Below are 17,421 nucleotides of genomic sequence, written 5' to 3' on the forward strand. Positions count from 1 at the left end.
CGCCCGCACCGTGGCGCCGCCGGAGGATTTGGCGAACATCCAGGTGTCGTAGGTCCAGTGGATGGTGTTCGAGCTGCACTGCTCGCCGGTCAGCGCGGCGCTGGCGGCGCCGGTATTGACGTGCGCCTTGTCCTTCTCGCGCGAGAGGCCGGCGACGGCCAGCGCCACGGCGGAGTTGTTGACCTCGCAGATCATGTCCACGCCGCGCCGGTCGTACCATTCGCGCGCCAGGGCGAGGCCGGCATCGGCGCGCTGCATGTGGTCGCCCTGGATCACCTCCACCTTGATGCCGCGCGCGGCGAGGCCGAGATCCTCGACCGCCTGCCGCGCCGCCGCGACCGAGGTGGGGCCGGACGTGTCGCGGTAGGGCCCGGAGAAGTCGGCCAGCACGCCGATGCGGATGGTGTCGTCGAGGGCCTGCGCACGGGCGGGCAGGGTGGGTGCGGGCGCGATCAGCGCCGCGCCGCCGGCAGCCAGCGCGGCGCGCCGGGTCAGCATGGTCATTCGGATACGTCCCCTCCGGCGCACGGGCGCGCCAAGCCGTCCTCGCGACCGCATCCGCCGGCCGGCCCCACGGGGGCGGCGGCGGGGGCGGCCTTTTTCCTGCCACGGCATGGTGCCATCAGCCGGCTTGCGGCGGAAAGGCCGAGGCGTGCCTCGAAACCGTAACGTTCTCGCCTGCCGCGGCTTTACGCTGCATCATCCGGGTACAGCCCGTCGGCGAGGACATCAGGGCATGACGACCATGAGTTGTTCGCCGCGTCGCCGGCCCCGGCACCGTCCGGCCCGGCCCGACACGCCCCGGGCAGGGCGCGCCGTGCGGCCGTGGCACGCCGGCGCCCGGAATTGCGGTGCCCCGATGCGCGGCGGCGCCGTGCGAACCGGCATGGCAGGGCGCGGCACGCTTCCTGCAACCCCCCGGACGGTCCGCCTTGCCGCCCGGTCCGGGCCGGCCGGCGCCCGCACCGTTCCGCATCCAGCGGGCGGTGCGCGGCGGCAGGGCGGGACGTGCACGAGGCCGGAACGGGAGATGCACCGTTGAGCATGCCGATGGATACGACGAGGGAAGCGCCCGAGGGCCGCGATCCCGAGCGGCTGCGGCTGCTGGAGCAGGCCCAGGGGCTGCGCAACTGGCGGCTCTGGGGCCCCTATGTCAGCGACCGGCACTGGGGCACGGTGCGCGAGGACTACAGCGCCGACGGCGAGGCGTGGAACTACCTCTCCTACGAGGAGGCGCGTTCGCGCGCCTATCGCTGGGGCGAGGACGGGCTGGCCGGATTCTGCGACGACCGGCAGCGCCTCTGCCTCGCGCTCGCCCTCTGGAACGGCGCCGACGACTGCCTGAAGGAACGGCTGTTCGGGCTGACCGGCCCCGAGGGCAGCCATGGCGAGGACGTCAAGGAGCTGTACTGGCAGCTCGACGCCACGCCCTCGCACAGCTACCTGCGCTTCCTCTACAAGTACCCGCAGCGCGCCTTCCCCTACGCGGAATTGCGCAGCGCCAACCGCGCGCGCAGCCGCGCCGAGGGCGAGCACGAGCTGCTCGACACCGGCATCCTCGACGAGGACCGCTACTTCGACGTCTTCGTCGAGTACGCCAAGGCCGACGAGGCCGACATCCTGATGCGGATCACCGTGTACAACCGCGGCCCGGACCCGGCGCCGCTGCACGTCGTGCCGCAGCTCTGGTTCCGCAACACCTGGTCCTGGCGCTCCGACGAGAAGCGGCCGACGCTGCGCCTCGACGGCCCCAACGGCGTGCGCGCCGAGCACCCGACGCTCGGCCGCTACGGCTTCCACCTGGAGGACGAGTCGGAGCTGCTGTTCTGCGAGAACGAGAGCAACCCGCACGCCTTCGGCCTGGCGCCCGCGCCGGGCACCTTCAAGGACGGGTTGCACGAGCGCATCGTGCACGGCATCCCGGAGGCGACGCATGCCGACGGCCCGGCCACCAAGGTCGGCGCCTGCCACCACCGGGTGCTGGCGCCGGGCGAGTCGTGGGTGGTGCGCGCGCGGCTGACGCGCGGCCCCACCATCCTGCCCCCCTTCATCGGCTTCGACGCGCTGGTGGCGATCCGCCGCGCCGAGGCGGACAGCTTCTACGCCCCGTTGCAGCGCCACATCGCGGACCCGGATGCGCGGCTCGTGCAGCGGCAGGCGCTCGCGGGCATGATCTGGAACAAGCAGTTCTACAACCTCGACGTCTACCGCTGGATGCGCGGCGACCCGTCGATGCCGGAGCCGCCGAGGCAGCGCAAGCGCGGCCGCAACGCCGACTGGCGCCACTTCTCGGCGCACGACGTGATCTCGATGCCCGACAAGTGGGAGTACCCGTGGTTCGCCGCCTGGGACACGGCCTTCCACTGCATCCCGCTCGCGATGATCGACCCGGCCTTCGCCAAGGAGCAGCTCCTGCTGCTGCTGTCGGAGGACTACATGCACCCGAACGGCCAGATCCCGGCCTACGAGTGGCAATTCTCCGACGTCAACCCGCCGGTTCATGCCTGGGCGGCCTACCGCGTCTTCGAGATCGAGCGAGAGACGACGGGCGGCAAGGGCGACCGTGCCTTCCTGCTGCGCATCTTCAACAAGCTGATGCTGAACTTCGCCTGGTGGGTGAACCGCAAGGACGGCAAGGGCCGCAACGTGTTCCAGGGCGGCTTCCTCGGCCTCGACAACATCGGCGTGTTCGACCGATCCCGCCCGCTGCCGAACGGCGGCTACCTCGACCAGGCGGACGGCACCGCCTGGATGGCGATGTTCTCGCTCAACATGATGCGCATCGCGCTGGAGCTGGCGCTGGAGGACGACAGCTTCCAGGACATCGCCTCGAAATTCTTCGAGCACTTCCTCTACATCGCCCAGGCACTCAGCAACATCGGCGAGCGCGGCGTCGGGCTGTGGAGCGAGGAGGACGAGTTCTTCCACGACGTGCTGAACATGCCGGACGGGCGCATGGTGGAGCTGAAGCTGCGCTCCATGGTCGGCCTGACGCCGCTCTTCGCGGTGGAGACGATCGAGCCCGAGCTGCTGGAGCGGCTGCCGCGCTTCGCCGCGCGGCTGAAGCAGTTCCTGGAGCGCCGGGTCGACCTCGCCAGCCTGGTCTCGCGCTGGAACGAGCCCGGCCTCGGGGAGCGGCGGCTGCTCTCGCTGCTGCGCGGGCACCGCATGAAGTGCCTGCTGCAGCGGATGCTCGACACCAACGAATTCCTCTCGCCCTACGGCATACGCTCGATGTCGCGCGCCCATGCCGAGAAGCCCTACCTGTTCGACAGCGACGGCATGCGCATCAGCGTCGGCTACGAGCCGGGCGAGAGCCAGACCTTCATGTTCGGCGGCAACTCGAACTGGCGCGGGCCGATCTGGTTCCCGATGAACTACCTGCTGGTCGAGTCGCTGCGGCGCTTCCACTACTACTACGGCGACGAATTCGTCGTGGAATGCCCGACCGGCTCCGGCGTGATGATGAACCTCAAGGAGGTCTCGAACGAGCTGTCGCGCCGGCTGGTCTCGCTGTTCCTCAAGGACGGGGAGGGACGGCGGCCGATCTACGGCGACGTGGAGCGCATGCAGTCCGACCCGCACTTCCGGGACCGGATCCTGTTCCACGAGTACTTCCACGCCGAGACGGGCAAGGGCCTCGGCGCCTCGCACCAGTGCGGCTGGACCGGGCTGGTGGCGCGGCTGATCCAGCCGGAGGCGGAGCGGCGCCGCTTCGCCCGGCCGCTCGAGCCCGGGATGCGGGGCATGGCGGCCGCCGGGCTGCGGGCCTGACTTCCCGTTTGCGATCCGCGGCCGGTCGCCCGCCGCCGGCCATCCCGGTCTCACCCACCGGCGGCCATCCGGGTCTCGTCACCGGCTGGCCATCCGGGTCCCATCACCGACTGGCCATCCGGCCAGGCCGGCGCGATACAGGCGCGGCGGTCCGGCCCTTCGCGCCGACCGCCTCTCGGCCCCCGCCGCCCCCGGCCTCCCATCACAGGAGAGACACCCGCCATGGCCCTGCGCTGCGACCTGATCATCCGCGAGGCGACGGTGATCGACGGCACCGGCGCGCCGCGCCGGCAGGCGGATCTCGGCGTCACCGATGGCCGCATCGCCGCGATCGGCGACCTCTCGGGAGCCACGGCCGACCGCGAGGTGATCGCCGCCGGCAAGGTGCTGGCGCCGGGCTTCATCGACGCCCACACCCATGACGACCGGGTGGTGCTCTGCGGGCCGGAATGCGCCCACTGCAAGATCAGCCAGGGCGTGACCACGGTGGTGGTCGGCAATTGCGGCATCTCGCTCTCGCCGCTGACCCGCGCGACGCGGCCGCCGGCGCCGCTCGACCTGCTCGGCGACGAATCCGTCTGGCGCTACGACAGCTTCGCCGACTACGCCCGCGCCTTCGAGGCGGAGCGCTCGGCGCTGAACGCCGTGGCGCTGGTCGGCCACACCACGCTGCGCGCGCGCGAGATGGGCGACGGCGAGCTGGGCCGCGCCGCCACCGACGCCGAGGCCGCCCGCATGAAGGCGCGGCTGAAGCGTTCGCTGGAGGAGGGCGCCTGGGGCCTCTCCACCGGCCTCTGGTACCCGCCCGCCATCGCCAGCACCACCGACGAGGTGATCGCGGTGGCCGAGGCGCTGACCGAGGCGGGCGGCCTCTACGCCACCCACATGCGCGACGAGGCGGACGGCGTGCTGGACAGCATCGAGGAGGCGCTGCGCATCGGCCGCGCCGCCGAGGTGCCGGTCGTCATCAGCCACTTCAAGTGCACCCTGCCGCAGAACTGGGGCCGCAGCGTCGAGACGCTGGCGAAGGTGGAGGCGGCCGCGCGCGAGCAGCCGGTGGGCTTCGACGTCTATCCCTATTCCGCCAGCTCCACCGTGCTGATGCCCGAGCGGATCGACCCGCGCGTGCGCATCATCGTCACCTGGTCCGTGCCGCACCCGGAATGCCAGGGGCGCGACCTCGCTTTGGTCGCCGAGGAGTGGGGCGTGGACCGGGTGGAGGCCGCGCGCCGCCTGCTGCCGGCCGGCGCCATCTACTTCCAGATGGACGAGCGCGACGTGCAGCGCATCATCGCCCACCCGCAGAGCATGATCGGCTCGGACGGGCTGCCGCACGACAAATTCCCGCACCCGCGCCTCTGGGGCAGCTTCCCGCGCGTGCTCGGCCACTACGCGCGCGACCTGCAGCTCGTCAGCCTGGAGGACGCGGTGCGCAAGATGACGGGCCTGACCGCGGCGCGCTTCGGCATCGCGGATCGCGGCGTGCTGGCCGAGGGGATGGCCGCCGACCTCGTGCTGTTCGATCCGGAGACGGTGATCGACAGCGCCAGCTTCGACGCGCCGACCACCCCTTCCGTCGGCATCGAGGAGACCTGGGTGAACGGCGTCCCGGTCTACCGCTACGGCGCCGGCCCGACCGGCGAGCGGCCGGGGCGGCTGCTCCGCAACCCCCGCGCGGCCGGCGGATCGTCCGGAGCGGCTGCTTGAGCGGTTCCCGCAGGCCGGGCCCGAACGGACGGGCGGCAGGCGTGGCCGGCGATGGGGCGCCGAGCAGCGGGGCGCCAAGCTCGGGGGTGCCGGGCGCCGGGACGGCGGGCGAGGGCGATGCGGTCGCCGGCGGTGTCGCGCAGCCCGGCGTGGCGCGGCTGGCGCTGGTCGCCATCGCCCTGCTGCTCGGCGGGATCGGCCTCGTCGCCTATGCGTGCAGCGAGGATGCCGGGCCGGTGGGGCCGTTCTCGCCCTATCTGCGCCTCGGCCCGGCCGCCGGCGCCGCGGCGCTGAAGCGGGACCTGGAGGGCGAGTTCCTGCCCGGCACCCCGGCCGGGCCGCTGGTCCGGCGGCTGGAGGGGATGGGCATGAACTGCGACGCCTACGCCGCCCGCGCGGCGCGGCCGGTCTGCGTCGCGCGGGTCGATCTGCGGGAGCGCCGCGTCGCCCGCGTCGAGGTGCTGGTGCGCGAGGATGCCGGCGGGCTGATCGGGGTGGTGCCCGACATCACCGTCACCCGCCCCTGAGACGTGACGCCCCCCGGGCCACCCGCGTGGTACGCGGCCCCCCCCCCCGCGTAGCACGCGGCAATCCCCCCGCGTAGCACGCGGCAATCCGAAGTGACCGGGCCACTGGGCGGGCGGCTGTTGCCGGGCCGGGGCGGGACCGACTAGGCAGGGGGCATGCACGCTGCCGCCATCATCCTGGCCGCCGGACTCGGCACCCGCATGCGCTCGGCCCTGCCCAAGGCGCTGCATCCGCTGGCCGGCCGCCCCATGCTCGGCCATCTGCTGGAATCCGCCGCCACCGCCTTAGACCGTATCGTGGTGGTGGTCGGCCCCGACATGCCGGCGCTGGAGCGCGCCGCCGCGCCGCACGCGACGGTGGTGCAGGCGGAACGCCTCGGCACCGGCCACGCCGCCCGGCTCGGCATGGCGGCGCTGGCCGGCCATGCGGGCGACGTCGCCGTCCTCTACGCCGACAACCCGCTGATCCGGCCGGAAACCCTGGCCCGGCTGCGCGCGGCGCGGCGCGAGGCCGGCCTGGCCCTGCTCGCCATGCGCCCCGCCGATCCGGGCCGCTACGGCCGCGTCGTCGCCGATGCCTCGGGCGCCGTCTCCCGCATCGTGGAATGGGCCGACGCCTCGGCGGCGGAGCGGGCGATCGGCCTGTGCAACGCCGGCGTGATCTGCGGCCCGGCCGCCGACCTCGCGCGCTGGCTCGGCGCCATCCGCAACGACAACGGCAAGGGCGAGTACTACCTGACCGACGTGATCGCGCTCGCCGCCGCCGAGGGCTGCCGCGTCGCCGCCGTCGAGGCGCCCGAGGCCGAGCTGCGCGGCATCAACAGCCGCGCCGAGCTGGCCGAGGCCGAGGCCACGCTGCAATCGCGCCTGCGCGCCGAGGCCCTGGCCGGCGGTGCCACGCTGACGGCGCCGGAGACCGTGTTCCTCTCCTGGGACACGCGGCTCGGCCAGGACGTGACGGTGGAGCCGAACGTGGTGTTCGCGCCCGGCGTCACGGTGGAGGACGGCGCCGCGATCCGCGCCTTCTCGCATCTGGAGGGCTGCGTGGTGCGGCAAGGCGCCATCGTCGGCCCCTATGCGCGGCTGCGCCCCGGCACCGAGGTCGGGCCGCGCGCGCATGTCGGCAATTTCGTCGAGCTGAAGGCCGCCATGCTGGGCGAGGGCGCCAAGGCCAACCACCTGACCTATCTCGGCGACGCGACGGTCGGCGCGGGGGCCAACATCGGCGCCGGCACCATCACCTGCAACTACGACGGCATCGCCAAGCACCGCACCGAGATCGGCGAGGGCGCCTTCATCGGCTCCGACACCGCGCTGGTGGCGCCGGTGCGCGTCGGGGCGCGCGCGCTGGTCGGGGCGGGCAGCGTCATCACCGAGGACGTGCCGGCGGATGCGCTGGCGATCGCGCGCGGCCGGCAGGTGTTGCGCGAGGGGCGCGGCTTCCGCCGGCCGGCACCGGGGGGCGCCGGGGCGGGCGGCAAGGGGAGCCCGAAGGGGGGAAGCAACTGATGTGCGGCATCGTGGGGGTGGTGGGGCAGGGCGACGCGGCGCCGCTGCTCCTCGAAGGTCTGCGCCGCCTGGAATACCGGGGCTACGACAGCGCCGGCATCGCGACTCTGGTGAACGGCCACATCGAGCGCCGTCGCGCCGAGGGCAAGCTCGGCAACCTCGCCGCCTCGCTGGAGGCGCGCGCCCTGCCGGGCAGCACCGGCATCGGCCATACGCGCTGGGCGACGCATGGCGCGCCGACCGAGCGCAACGCCCACCCGCACGGCACCGCCCGCGTCTCGCTGGTGCATAACGGCATCATCGAGAACCACGCCGAGCTGCGTGCCGAGCTGGAGGCGAAGGGCCAGGAATTCGAGACCGAGACCGACACCGAGGCGGTGGCGCAGCTCCTCGACTGGCACCTGAGATCCGGCATGGCGCCGGAGGAGGCGGTGCCGGCGGCGCTCGCCCGCCTGCACGGCGCCTTCGCCATCGCCATGATCTTCACCGGCCATCGCGGCACGCTGATCGCGGCCAGGCGCGGCTCGCCCCTCGCCATCGGCTACGGCGAGGGCGAGATGTATGTCGGCTCCGACGCGCTGGCGCTGGCGCCGCTCACCCGCCGCATCGCCTATCTGGAGGAGGGCGACTGGGCGGTCGTGACGCTGGACGGCGCCCGCATCTTCGACGCCGCGAACCGGCCGGTGACGCGCGAGGTGCGGCTGACCGCGCTCTCCGGCGCCGCCGTCGGCAAGGGCAATTACCGCCACTTCATGGAGAAGGAGCTGCACGAGCACCCGGCCGTGCTCGGCGACACGCTGCGCCAGTACCTCGACCCGTCGAGCCGCGCCATCGCCCTGCCGCCGCTGCCCTTCGACCCGGCCCGGGTGCCGCGGCTGACCGTCTCGGCCTGCGGCTCGGCCTATCTCGCCGGGCTGGTCGGGCGCTACTGGATCGAGCGCATCGCCCGCATCCCGGTCGAGGCCGACGTGGCCAGCGAGCTGCGCTACCGCGACCCGCCGCTGCCCGAGGGCGGCGCCGCCATCCTGGTCAGCCAGAGCGGCGAGACCGCCGACACGCTGGCCGCGCTGCGCCTGCTGCGCAAGGGCCGCCAGAGCGTGCTCTCCGTGGTCAACGTGCCCGAGAGCAGCATGGCGCGCGAGAGCGACGCGACGCTGCAGACCGTGGCCGGCCCCGAGATCGGCGTCGCCTCCACCAAGGCGTTCACGGCGCAGCTCGCGGTACTCGCCTGCCTCGCCATCGGCTTCGGCCGCGCGCGCGGCACGCTGAGCGGCGAGACGGAGCGGGCGCTGACCGCCGAGCTGCTGGAGGTGCCGAGCAACGCCGCGCTGGTGCTGGAGCAGGATGCCGAGATACGCGCGCTGGCCGCCGAGGTGGCGCGGGCGCGGGACGTGCTGTTCCTCGGCCGCGGCGCGCTCTACCCGATCGCGCTGGAGGGGGCGCTGAAGCTCAAGGAGATCTCCTACATCCACGCCGAGGGCTACGCCGCCGGCGAGATGAAGCACGGGCCGATCGCGCTGATCGACAGCAACGTGCCGGTGATCGCCCTCTGCCCCTCCGGCCCGCTCTTCGAGAAGACGGCGAGCAACCTGCAGGAGGCGGCGGCGCGCGGCGGCCGCATCATGGCCTTCACCGACGCCGAGGGCGCCCCGGCGCTGCGCCGCTTCGCCGAGCGGGTGATCGTGCTGCCGCAGGTGGGCCCGGAGGTGGCGCCGATCCTGCACGCCATCCCGGTGCAGCTCCTCGCCTACCACGTCGCGGTGCTGAAGGGGACCGACGTGGACCAGCCGCGCAACCTGGCCAAGTCGGTGACGGTGGAGTAGCGGCGGGGCGGGACCCCGCCCCGAACCCCGCCAGGAGACGGAGCCCCCTGGAACGCCCTCCGGCTTTCCGGCCGCGAACGTCTCGACAGGCGTATCGGGAGGCGCCGCCGGAGATCCGGGAAGCCCGGCTTCCCGGCGGAAGGGTGGCCGGGAAGGCGGAGCCTTCCCCGAAACCCCCGTTCCCCCGCCCCGGCCGATGCCCTAGGCTCCCGCCCACAAAGCGAGGGAGCCCGCCATGAACGCCACCGATGTGATGGCCGCGCGCACCGCGGCCGTGGCTGCCACCATCGACCGCATCCGCGCCATCGAGGCGGAGCGGGGCGTGAACCGCGAGGCGCTGGCGTCGATCCGCGAGGAGATGCTGAAGCTGGCGGCGCAGGAGCACCTGTTCCCGTCCAGCGAGTTCGCCCCGCCCCCCGCCGGGGTGAAGGGCGCGAAGCGCTACCTGCTGCAGGAGGACGCGGATGGCCGCTTCGCGCTCTACCTGAACGCGCTGAACCCCGGCAACGAGAGCAAGCCGCACAACCACACCACCTGGGCCTGCATCGCGGCGGTGGAGGGGCAGGAGCTGAACCGGCTCTACGACCGGCTGGACGACGGCTCCGTTCCCGGCCGCGCCGATCTGCGCGAGGCCGGCCAGGTGATGGTGGAGCCTGGCAACGCCATCGCCTTCCTGCCGGACGACATCCACTCCATCCACACCACCGGCGACCGCCCCACCCGCCACCTGCACATGTACGGGCTGGCGCTGGAGCGGCTGGACGAGCGGCTGGGCTTCGACCCGGAGGCGGGCACGGTGCAGCCCTACAACAAGGCGTTCATGACCAGGACCGCCAACCGCTGAGCCGGCCGCCGCCCGCCATGATCCGAGCCGCCCCGGCCCGTCCTCCGGCCCATCCCCCGGCCCATCCTCCGGCCCGTCCCCTGGCCACCCGCCGGAACCCCGCGCGGTGACGCGCCGGATCGACGCCGGCACCCTCAAGCGCTGGATCGGGGACGGGCGGGAGCTCGCCATCCTCGACGCCCGCGAGGAGGGCGAGTTCGGTCGCGCCCACCTGTTCTGGGCCGTGCCCTGCCCGCTCTCCCGCGCCGAGCTGGCCGCCCCCGCGCTGCTGCCGCGCCGCGGGACGCGGGTCTGCGCCGTGGATGGCGGCGAGGGGCATGCGGAGCGGCTGGCGGCGCTGCTGGAGGGGATGGGCTGCACCGACGTCTCGGTGCTGGAGGGCGGCGCCCCGGCCTGGAAGGCCGCGGGGCACGTGCTGTTCTCCGGCGTCAACGTGCCGTCCAAGGCGTTCGGGGAGTGGGTGGAGCACCATTACGGCACCCCCTCGGTGGACGCGGCCGAGCTGCAGGCGATGCGCGAGGCCGGCGCCGACCTCGTCATCCTCGACAGCCGGCCGATGGACGAGTTCCACCGCATGTCGATCCCCGGCGGCATCGACGTGCCGGGCGGCGAGCTGGCCTACCGCATCGACGCGCTGGCGCCGCGCCGGGAGACCACGGTGGTGGTGAACTGCGCCGGGCGGACGCGCTCGATCCTGGGTGCCGAGAGCCTGCGGCAGGCCGGCATCCCGAACCGCGTGATCGCGCTGCGCAACGGCACGATGGGCTGGGAGCTGGCCGGCTTCCGCTGCGCCGCCGGCGAGACCGCGACCTACCCGGCCGGCATCCCGACGGCGGCCGATGCCGCGCGGGCGCGTGCCGGGCGCTTCGCCGACCGGCACGGGGTGCAGGCCATCGACCACGCCGGGCTGGAACGGCTGCGCGCCGAGCCGCGCACCCTCTATCTGCTCGACGTGCGGGCGCCTGCGGAGTACGCGGCCGGGCACCTGCCCGGGGCGCTCTCCGCGCCGGGCGGGCAGCTCGTGCAGGCGACCGACCGCTGGGTGGCGGTGCGCGGCGCCCGGATCGTGCTCTGCGACGGCGCCGCCTACGGCCAGCCGGACGGCACGCGGGCGCGCATGGCGGGCGGCTGGCTGCGGCAGCTCGGCGGCTGGGAGGTCTTCGTCCTCGAAGGCGAAGGCGGCGCGGCGGGCAGCCATGCCGGGACCGGCGACGACCCGCCGCTCGCGGCCGGGGACGCCATCGCGCCCGAGGCAGCCGCCCGGCTGCTGGAGGCGGGCGGCGCGGCGGTGGTGGACATCCGCCGCAGCCTGGATTTCCGCGAGGCGCAGATCCCCGGCTCCCTCTGGGGTATCCGCACCCGGCTCGACGCGCTGCGCGGGCGGCTGGCGGGGGCGGCGGAGGTGGTCGTGGTGGCGCCCGGTCCGGCGCTGGGCCTGCTGGCGGCGCGGGAACTGAGCGGCCTCACGGGCGCCGTGGTGCGCGTGCTGGCCGGCGGCATGCCTGCCTGGCGGAAGCTCGGCCTGCCGGTCCTCGCCGACCGGCACAACCCGCCGGATGCCGACTGCGCCGATGTCTACCTGCGGCCCTACGACCGCAACGAGGGCATCGAGGAGGCGATGCGCGAGTACCTCTCCTGGGAGATCGACCTGGTGAACGAGGTCGCTCGGGACGGGGATGCGCGCTTCGGCACCGCGGCGACCGGCGGGGCTCAAGCCGGCGGGGGGCATGCCGGCGGGGCCCGGGACGGGGCCGGGGCGGCGACCGCCTCGTGACCGCGCCGTCGGCAGGGCCCGGGCCGGGGGCGGCCGGGGGAAGGCTGCCGGGCGCGGGGCTGGCCGGCGTGGCGCGGCGGCTCGCCACGCGCTGCCTCGACGTGCTGCTGCCGCCCTCCTGCCTCACCTGCGACGCCGAGGTGGACGCGCAGGGCAGCCTCTGCCCCGGCTGCTTCGCCACCCTGACCTTCATCACCGCCCCGTTCTGCCGCCATTGCGGCGTGCCGCTGGCGCATGCGGGGCAGGGGGTCTCGGCGGCGGACGAGCCGCTCTGCCCCGCCTGCCACGCCCGGCCGCCCGCCTACGCGGCGGCGCGCGCGGCGCTGCGCTACGACGCCGGCGCGAAGCGGCTGATCCTGCCGCTCAAGCACGGCGACCGCACGGAGCTGGCAGCGCCGCTCGCCCGCCACATGGCGTGGGCCGGGGCCGGGCTGCTGGCGCGCGCCGAGCTGGTCGCCCCCGTGCCGCTGCACTGGCGGCGTCTGGTCGGGCGCCGGTACAACCAGGCGGCGCTGCTGGCCCGGCATCTGGCGCGGCAGGCCGGCCTGCCCTGCATCCCGGACCTGCTGCTGCGCCGGCGCGCCACGAAGCCGCTCGGCGAACTGGGCGCCGCGGCGCGCGCGGCGGCGCTGGAGGGGGTGTTCGCGCCGCGCCGGAGCGTCGCCGGCCGCATCGTCGGCCGGCGCGTGCTGCTGGTGGACGACGTGCTGACCTCGGGCGCCACCGCCGAGGGCTGCGCCCGCGCCCTGCTTGCCGCCGGCGCCGCGGCGGTGGACGTGCTCGCCGCCGCCCGCGTGCCCGACCCGCGCCTGGAGCGGGGCTGAGGGCCCGCTCGGGTGGCGGCCGGCGCCAGGGTGGCCGGCGCAATTATCGTCGGCACGCCCATCTTGACCCGCAGGGTCGCAGCGACGAGCTTTCCGACATGGCAAAGGTCGAGATCTACACCACCCCGTTCTGCCCCTACTGCGCCCGCGCCAAGCGGCTGCTGGACGGGAAGGGGGTGGCCTACGAGGAATTCGACGCCCCGCACGGCTCGGCGGCGCGCAAGGCGGCGATCGAGCGTTCCGGCGGCCGCACCACCGTGCCGCAGATCTTCATCGACGGCCAGGCGATCGGCGGCTCGGACGACCTGGTGGCGCTGGATCGGGCGGGCAAGCTGGACGGTCTGCTGGCGGCCGCCTGAGCGGCGGCCGGAACCTCCGCGGCGCGTCGCCCGCCTGCGGCGGACCGGGTTTCCGGTTCAACGCCGCGCCTGGCTGCGGCATGCTGGACGATCGCCTGAACGCCTCGGCCACGCGGCCGGAACGGGACCCCGCATCAGGGGCTGGGAGAGCATGATCCACTACCAGCTTCGCTGCGGCGAGGCGCACGAGTTCGACGGCTGGTTCAAGGACAGCGCGGCCTTCGACCGGCTGGCCGGGGCGAGGCTGGTGCAGTGCCCGGTCTGCGGCGGCACCGAGGTCTCGCGGGCGCTGATGGCGCCGGCGATCGGCCGGAAGGGCCGGGTCGAGGCCGCGGCGACGGAAGGGCAGCCCGCGCCGGCCGCGCCGCCCGGCGGCAACGCATCGGTGCCGCCGGGCGGCAACGCGCCGGTGCCGGCCGGCGGCGGCGCGCCGATGACCGCCGGCCCGCTGCCGGCCCAGGTGCGCGCCATGCTCCAGCGACTGCGGGCCGAGGTCGAGCGCAACTGCGACTACGTCGGCAAGGAGTTCGCCGACGAGGCGCGTCGCATGGCGCGCGGCGAGAGCGACCGGCGCGGCATCTACGGCGAGGCGAGCGAGGCCGATGCCGAGGCGCTGCACGACGAAGGGATCGAGATCGCCCGCATCCCCTGGGTGCCGCCGGCCGATTCCTGAGCCCTGTCCCCGGATGGCCCGTGCCTGACGGGAAGGCGTGACCGCTCGATCCTTCCCGGAAGGGATCGGGGGTCCCGGACGGGGTTCCGCCTTTCCCCGGCCCCCCGGCACAGGTCCCTTGGGCACAGGGTCCGGGGCGGCGCCCCGGACGGGTTCCGCGAACGTCGCCCCGGGCATGGGTCGCCGGGCATGGGTCGGGGCGGTGCCGGACCGCCCGGCGCGCGGTTCAGCCGACGGGCCGTTCCGCCATCACCAGGTAGTTCACCGAGAGGTCCCGCCCCGCGCGCCAGCCGCCGCGCAGCGGGTCCGGCGTCATGCCCGCGATGTCGGCCACGCGCAGCCCGGCGCCGCGCAGCTCCGCCCCGAGCTCCGCCGGGGTGACGAACATCCGCCAGTCATGCGTGCCGCGCGGCAGCCAGCGCAGCACGTATTCCGCCCCGAGCTTGGCCACCAGGAAGGAGCGCGGGGTGCGGTTGAGGGTGGACAGGAACACGCGTCCGCCGGGCCGCACCAGGCGGTGGAGGTGGCGCAGGAAGGCCGGCCGGTCGGCGACGTGCTCGATCACCTCCAGCGCGGCCACCGCGTCGTAGGGGCCTTCCAGATCCTCCGGCCCGCCCGCGCGGTAGTCGATGGCCAGCCCGCCGGCGGCGGCGTGGGCGCGCGCGGCGGCGAGCGCCTCGGGGGCGGCGTCCAGACCGGTGACGCGGGCACCGGCGCGGGCGAAGGCCTCGCTGGCGAGGCCGGCGCCGCAGCCGACGTCCAGAATGGACAGTCCGGCGAGCGGTGCGGCGGGATCGTCCATATTGGACGATCTTGGCTGGCCCGGACCCGTGCCCCGCCGGGCGAGCCGGTCGACGATCCAGCCGGTCCGCAGCGGGTTCATGCTGTGCAGCGGCGCCATCGGCCCGCGCGGGTCCCACCATTGCGCCGCCAGCCGGTCGAATTTCGAGACCTCGGCATCCAGCACGGTGCGGGCAGCGGATGGCATGGGTGGGCGTCCTCCTGATGCGGCCCGGCGCGGCCGTCGCGGGGCGGCGCATGGCCGGCCCCGGCGACGCCAGCACATGGGAGCGGCGCGAATCGCCCGGTTGCGGCACGCCCTGGCCGTCGGTATCTGTGCCGCCCCTCGGCGCCGCGCAACCGTGCGCCCCATCCCATGCCGCCACACGGCAGTATTTCCGGACCCGGACATGGCCCGCATCGTGATGAAGTTCGGCGGCACCTCCGTCGCCGACCTCGACCGCATCCGCAACGTCGCCCAGCGCGTGAAGCGCGAGAAGGAGGCCGGCAACGAGGTCGCCGTGGTGGTCTCGGCCATGTCGGGCGTGACCAACCAGCTCGTCGCCTGGTGCTCCGCTCTCTCGCCGCTGCACGACCAGCGCGAGTACGACACGGTGGTGGCGACCGGCGAGCAGGTGACGACCGGGCTGCTGGCCATCGCGCTGCAGACCATCGGCGTTCCCGCCCGCTCCTGGCAGGGCTGGCAGGTGCCGATCAGCACCGACGACGCGCACGGCAAGGCGCGGGTCGAGGGGATCGACGGCTCGGCGCTGGTGGCGCGCATGCGCGAGGGCGAGGTGCCGGTGGTGGCGGGCTTCCAGGGCGTCGCGCCCGGCAACCGAATCGCGACGCTCGGGCGCGGCGGCTCCGACCTCTCCGCCGTGGCGCTGGCCGCCGCGCTGAAGGCCGACCGCTGCGACATCTACACGGACGTGGACGGCGTCTACACGACCGATCCGCGCATCGTGCCGCGCGCGCGCAAGCTGGAGCGCATCGCCTACGAGGAGATGCTGGAGCTGGCCTCGGTCGGCGCCAAGGTGTTGCAGACGCGCAGCGTCGAGCTGGCGATGAAGGAACGGGTGCGGGTGCAGGTGCTTTCCTCCTTCGAGGACAAGCCCGGTTCGCTGGTGGTGGACGAGGACGAGATCGTGGAAAAGGAAGTCGTTTCCGGCATCGCCTACTCGCGCGACGAGGCGAAGATCACGCTGCGGCAGGTGCCGGACCGGCCCGGCATCGCGGCCGCCGTGTTCGGGGCGCTGGCGCAGGCCAACGTCAACGTGGACATGATCGTGCAGAACATCTCGGCCGACGGCTCCACCGACATCACCTTCACCGTCGGCCGCGCCGACCTGCCGCGCGCGCGCGACGTGCTGGGCCGCGAGCAGGAGCGCCTCGGCTACGCCTCGCTGCTGGCCGACCCCGAGGTGGCGAAGATCAGCGTGGTCGGCATCGGCATGCGCAGCCATGCGGGCGTCGCTAACACCATGTTCCGCGCGCTGGCCGAGAAGGGCATCAACATCCAGGTGATCTCGACCAGCGAGATCAAGGTGAGCGTGCTGGTCGGCGCCGAGTACACCGAGCTCGCCGTGCGCGCCCTGCACACCGCCTACGGGCTGGACGCGGCCGAGCCGGCGCCCGAGGCGGCGGCATGAGCGAGCTCGCCGAGGCCGTGCGCGGCGGATCCCCCGACTCCGGCCTGGCGCCGGAGGCGGCCCCGGGCATGGCCGCGGGGAGCGCGATGGTGGATGCGCTGATGGCGCGCGGCGCGGCCTTCCTCGGCACGCGCCACGCCATCCTGGCCGGCGCCATGAGCTGGGTGAGCGAGCGGCACCTCGTCGCCGCGATCTCCGAGGCCGGCGGCTTCGGCGTGATCGCCTGCGGCGCCATGGAGCCGCCGCGCCTGGCCGAGGAGATCGCCGCCACCCAGGCGCTGACCGCGAAGCCCTTCGGCGTCAACCTCATCACCATGCATCCGCGGCTGGACCAGCTCGTGGAGACCTGCCTCGCCGCCGGGGTGAGCCACATCGTCTTCGCCGGCGGGCTGCCGCCGGGGGGCGCGATCAGGCGCGCCAAGGAAGGCGGCGCCAAGGTGATCTGCTTCGCCCCGGCCCTCGCCCTGGCCAAGAAGCTGGTCCGCTCCGGCGCCGACGCGCTGGTGATCGAGGGCTCGGAGGCGGGCGGCCATATCGGGCCGGTCAGCCTGAACGTGCTGGCGCAGGAGATCCTGCCGCACATCCGCGAGGTGCCGGTCTTCGTGGCGGGCGGCATCGGGCGCGGCGAGGCGGTGCTCGCCTACCTGGAGATGGGGGCGGCCGGCGCGCAGCTCGGCACCCGATTCGTCTGCGCGACCGAGTGCATCGCGCATCCGAACTTCAAGCGCTCCTTCCTGCGCGCCGCGGCGCGCGACGCGGTGCCTTCCGTGCAGCTCGACGAGCGCTTCCCGGTGATCCCGGTGCGCGGCCTGCAGAACGAGGGCACGCGGCGCTTCCTCCAGCACCAGGCCGACGTGGTCCGCCGCTTCCACGAGGGGACGCTGGGCAAGGAGGCGGCCCAGCTCGAGATCGAGCACTTCTGGGCCGGCGCGCTGCGGCGCGCGGTGATCGAGGGCGATGTCGAGGGCGGCAGCGTCATGGCCGGCCAGTCGGTCGGCATGGTGCAGCGCGAGGAGCCGGCGGCGGCGATCATCGCCGAGCTGATGGCGCAGGCGGCCGCCGCGGCCGCCCGGCGGGGCGACGCCGGCCGCTAGAGCATTTTCAAGCTGGGTGTACCCACACAGCGGCTCGGAAAATGCGAAAAACCAGAAGGTTGGAGCCGTTCCGGCCTGATA

Annotated in this window: 14 protein-coding genes; 12 read left to right on the forward strand and 2 right to left on the reverse strand. The window is 74.2% G+C overall.

The features are described from left to right. Positions 1-504 (reverse strand): ABC transporter substrate-binding protein (locus M0638_RS19910; protein WP_248668760.1); only part of this gene is annotated, 504 nt, incomplete at its 3' end. A gap of 540 nt (positions 505-1,044) precedes the next feature. On the opposite strand from M0638_RS19910, the gene M0638_RS19915 reads away from it, so the two are divergent. The 10 genes from M0638_RS19915 (at position 1,045) to M0638_RS19960 (ending at position 13,814) form a co-directional block, all read left to right on the forward strand. Beyond that, on the forward strand, positions 1,045-3,774 hold the full coding sequence (locus M0638_RS19915) for an MGH1-like glycoside hydrolase domain-containing protein (RefSeq protein ID WP_248668771.1): 2,730 nt from the start codon (positions 1,045-1,047) through the stop codon (positions 3,772-3,774). 222 nt (positions 3,775-3,996) lie between these two features. Further along, complete coding sequence (locus M0638_RS19920; RefSeq protein WP_248668761.1) at positions 3,997-5,481, forward strand: N-acyl-D-amino-acid deacylase family protein; 1,485 nt, start codon at positions 3,997-3,999, stop codon at positions 5,479-5,481. Between the two features lie 86 nt (positions 5,482-5,567). After that, positions 5,568-6,008 carry a hypothetical protein gene (locus tag M0638_RS19925; protein ID WP_248668762.1) on the forward strand — a complete coding sequence of 147 codons (441 nt, stop codon included), beginning with the start codon at positions 5,568-5,570 and terminating at the stop codon, positions 6,006-6,008. A gap of 156 nt (positions 6,009-6,164) precedes the next feature. After that, on the forward strand, positions 6,165-7,517 hold the full coding sequence (gene glmU / locus M0638_RS19930) for a bifunctional UDP-N-acetylglucosamine diphosphorylase/glucosamine-1-phosphate N-acetyltransferase GlmU (RefSeq protein ID WP_248668763.1): 1,353 nt from the start codon (positions 6,165-6,167) through the stop codon (positions 7,515-7,517). Further along, positions 7,517-9,340 carry a glutamine--fructose-6-phosphate transaminase (isomerizing) gene (gene glmS, locus M0638_RS19935; RefSeq protein ID WP_248668764.1) on the forward strand — a complete coding sequence of 608 codons (1,824 nt, stop codon included), beginning with the start codon at positions 7,517-7,519 and terminating at the stop codon, positions 9,338-9,340. The genes glmU and glmS overlap by 1 nt, the downstream gene beginning before the upstream one ends. A gap of 235 nt (positions 9,341-9,575) precedes the next feature. Further along, positions 9,576-10,184 (forward strand): cysteine dioxygenase family protein, encoded by a 609-nt coding sequence (locus tag M0638_RS19940; RefSeq protein ID WP_248668765.1) that lies wholly within the window; start codon positions 9,576-9,578, stop codon positions 10,182-10,184. A gap of 106 nt (positions 10,185-10,290) precedes the next feature. Next, positions 10,291-11,958: a rhodanese-like domain-containing protein gene (locus M0638_RS29150; RefSeq protein ID WP_248668766.1), complete on the forward strand. Its 1,668-nt coding sequence runs from the start codon at positions 10,291-10,293 to the stop codon at positions 11,956-11,958. Beyond that, entirely contained in the window at positions 11,955-12,782 is an 828-nt protein-coding gene (locus M0638_RS19950) for a ComF family protein (protein ID WP_345893055.1), read from the forward strand. The genes M0638_RS29150 and M0638_RS19950 overlap by 4 nt, the downstream gene beginning before the upstream one ends. Before the next feature lie 98 nt (positions 12,783-12,880). After that, a complete protein-coding gene (grxC, locus tag M0638_RS19955) occupies positions 12,881-13,141 on the forward strand; it encodes a glutaredoxin 3 (protein WP_248668767.1) in 261 nt (86 codons plus the stop codon). A gap of 151 nt (positions 13,142-13,292) precedes the next feature. Beyond that, positions 13,293-13,814, forward strand: a complete 522-nt coding sequence (locus M0638_RS19960; RefSeq protein ID WP_248668768.1) for a DUF1178 family protein — start codon at positions 13,293-13,295, stop codon at positions 13,812-13,814. A gap of 226 nt (positions 13,815-14,040) precedes the next feature. Here the strand turns inward: M0638_RS19960 and ubiG are convergent, their stop codons facing one another. Next, complete coding sequence (ubiG, locus tag M0638_RS19965; protein WP_248668769.1) at positions 14,041-14,802, reverse strand: bifunctional 2-polyprenyl-6-hydroxyphenol methylase/3-demethylubiquinol 3-O-methyltransferase UbiG; 762 nt, start codon at positions 14,800-14,802, stop codon at positions 14,041-14,043. A 202-nt stretch (positions 14,803-15,004) separates the two neighbouring features. On the opposite strand from ubiG, the gene M0638_RS19970 reads away from it, so the two are divergent. Both M0638_RS19970 and M0638_RS19975 read left to right on the forward strand, forming a co-directional pair. Continuing rightward, a complete protein-coding gene (locus M0638_RS19970; RefSeq protein ID WP_248668770.1) occupies positions 15,005-16,246 on the forward strand; it encodes an aspartate kinase in 1,242 nt (413 codons plus the stop codon). 68 nt (positions 16,247-16,314) lie between these two features. Further along, positions 16,315-17,340: an NAD(P)H-dependent flavin oxidoreductase gene (locus M0638_RS19975; protein WP_248668773.1), complete on the forward strand. Its 1,026-nt coding sequence runs from the start codon at positions 16,315-16,317 to the stop codon at positions 17,338-17,340. Positions 17,341-17,421 lie beyond the last annotated feature (81 nt).

The organism is Roseomonas acroporae (assembly GCF_023223525.1).
Taxonomy (GTDB): domain Bacteria; phylum Pseudomonadota; class Alphaproteobacteria; order Acetobacterales; family Acetobacteraceae; genus Roseomonas_E; species Roseomonas_E acroporae.

Coding starts and splice junctions, on each gene's coding strand:
- M0638_RS19915 (WP_248668771.1), top strand. CDS start 1,045: ATGCCGATGGATACGACGAGGGAAGCGCCCGAGGGCCGCGATCCCGAG.
- M0638_RS19920 (WP_248668761.1), top strand. CDS start 3,997: ATGGCCCTGCGCTGCGACCTGATCATCCGCGAGGCGACGGTGATCGAC.
- glmU (WP_248668763.1), top strand. CDS start 6,165: ATGCACGCTGCCGCCATCATCCTGGCCGCCGGACTCGGCACCCGCATG.
- glmS (WP_248668764.1), top strand. CDS start 7,517: ATGTGCGGCATCGTGGGGGTGGTGGGGCAGGGCGACGCGGCGCCGCTG.
- M0638_RS19940 (WP_248668765.1), top strand. CDS start 9,576: ATGAACGCCACCGATGTGATGGCCGCGCGCACCGCGGCCGTGGCTGCC.
- grxC (WP_248668767.1), top strand. CDS start 12,881: ATGGCAAAGGTCGAGATCTACACCACCCCGTTCTGCCCCTACTGCGCC.
- M0638_RS19960 (WP_248668768.1), top strand. CDS start 13,293: ATGATCCACTACCAGCTTCGCTGCGGCGAGGCGCACGAGTTCGACGGC.
- ubiG (WP_248668769.1), bottom strand. CDS start 14,802: ATGCCATCCGCTGCCCGCACCGTGCTGGATGCCGAGGTCTCGAAATTC.
- M0638_RS19970 (WP_248668770.1), top strand. CDS start 15,005: ATGGCCCGCATCGTGATGAAGTTCGGCGGCACCTCCGTCGCCGACCTC.
- M0638_RS19975 (WP_248668773.1), top strand. CDS start 16,315: ATGGCCGCGGGGAGCGCGATGGTGGATGCGCTGATGGCGCGCGGCGCG.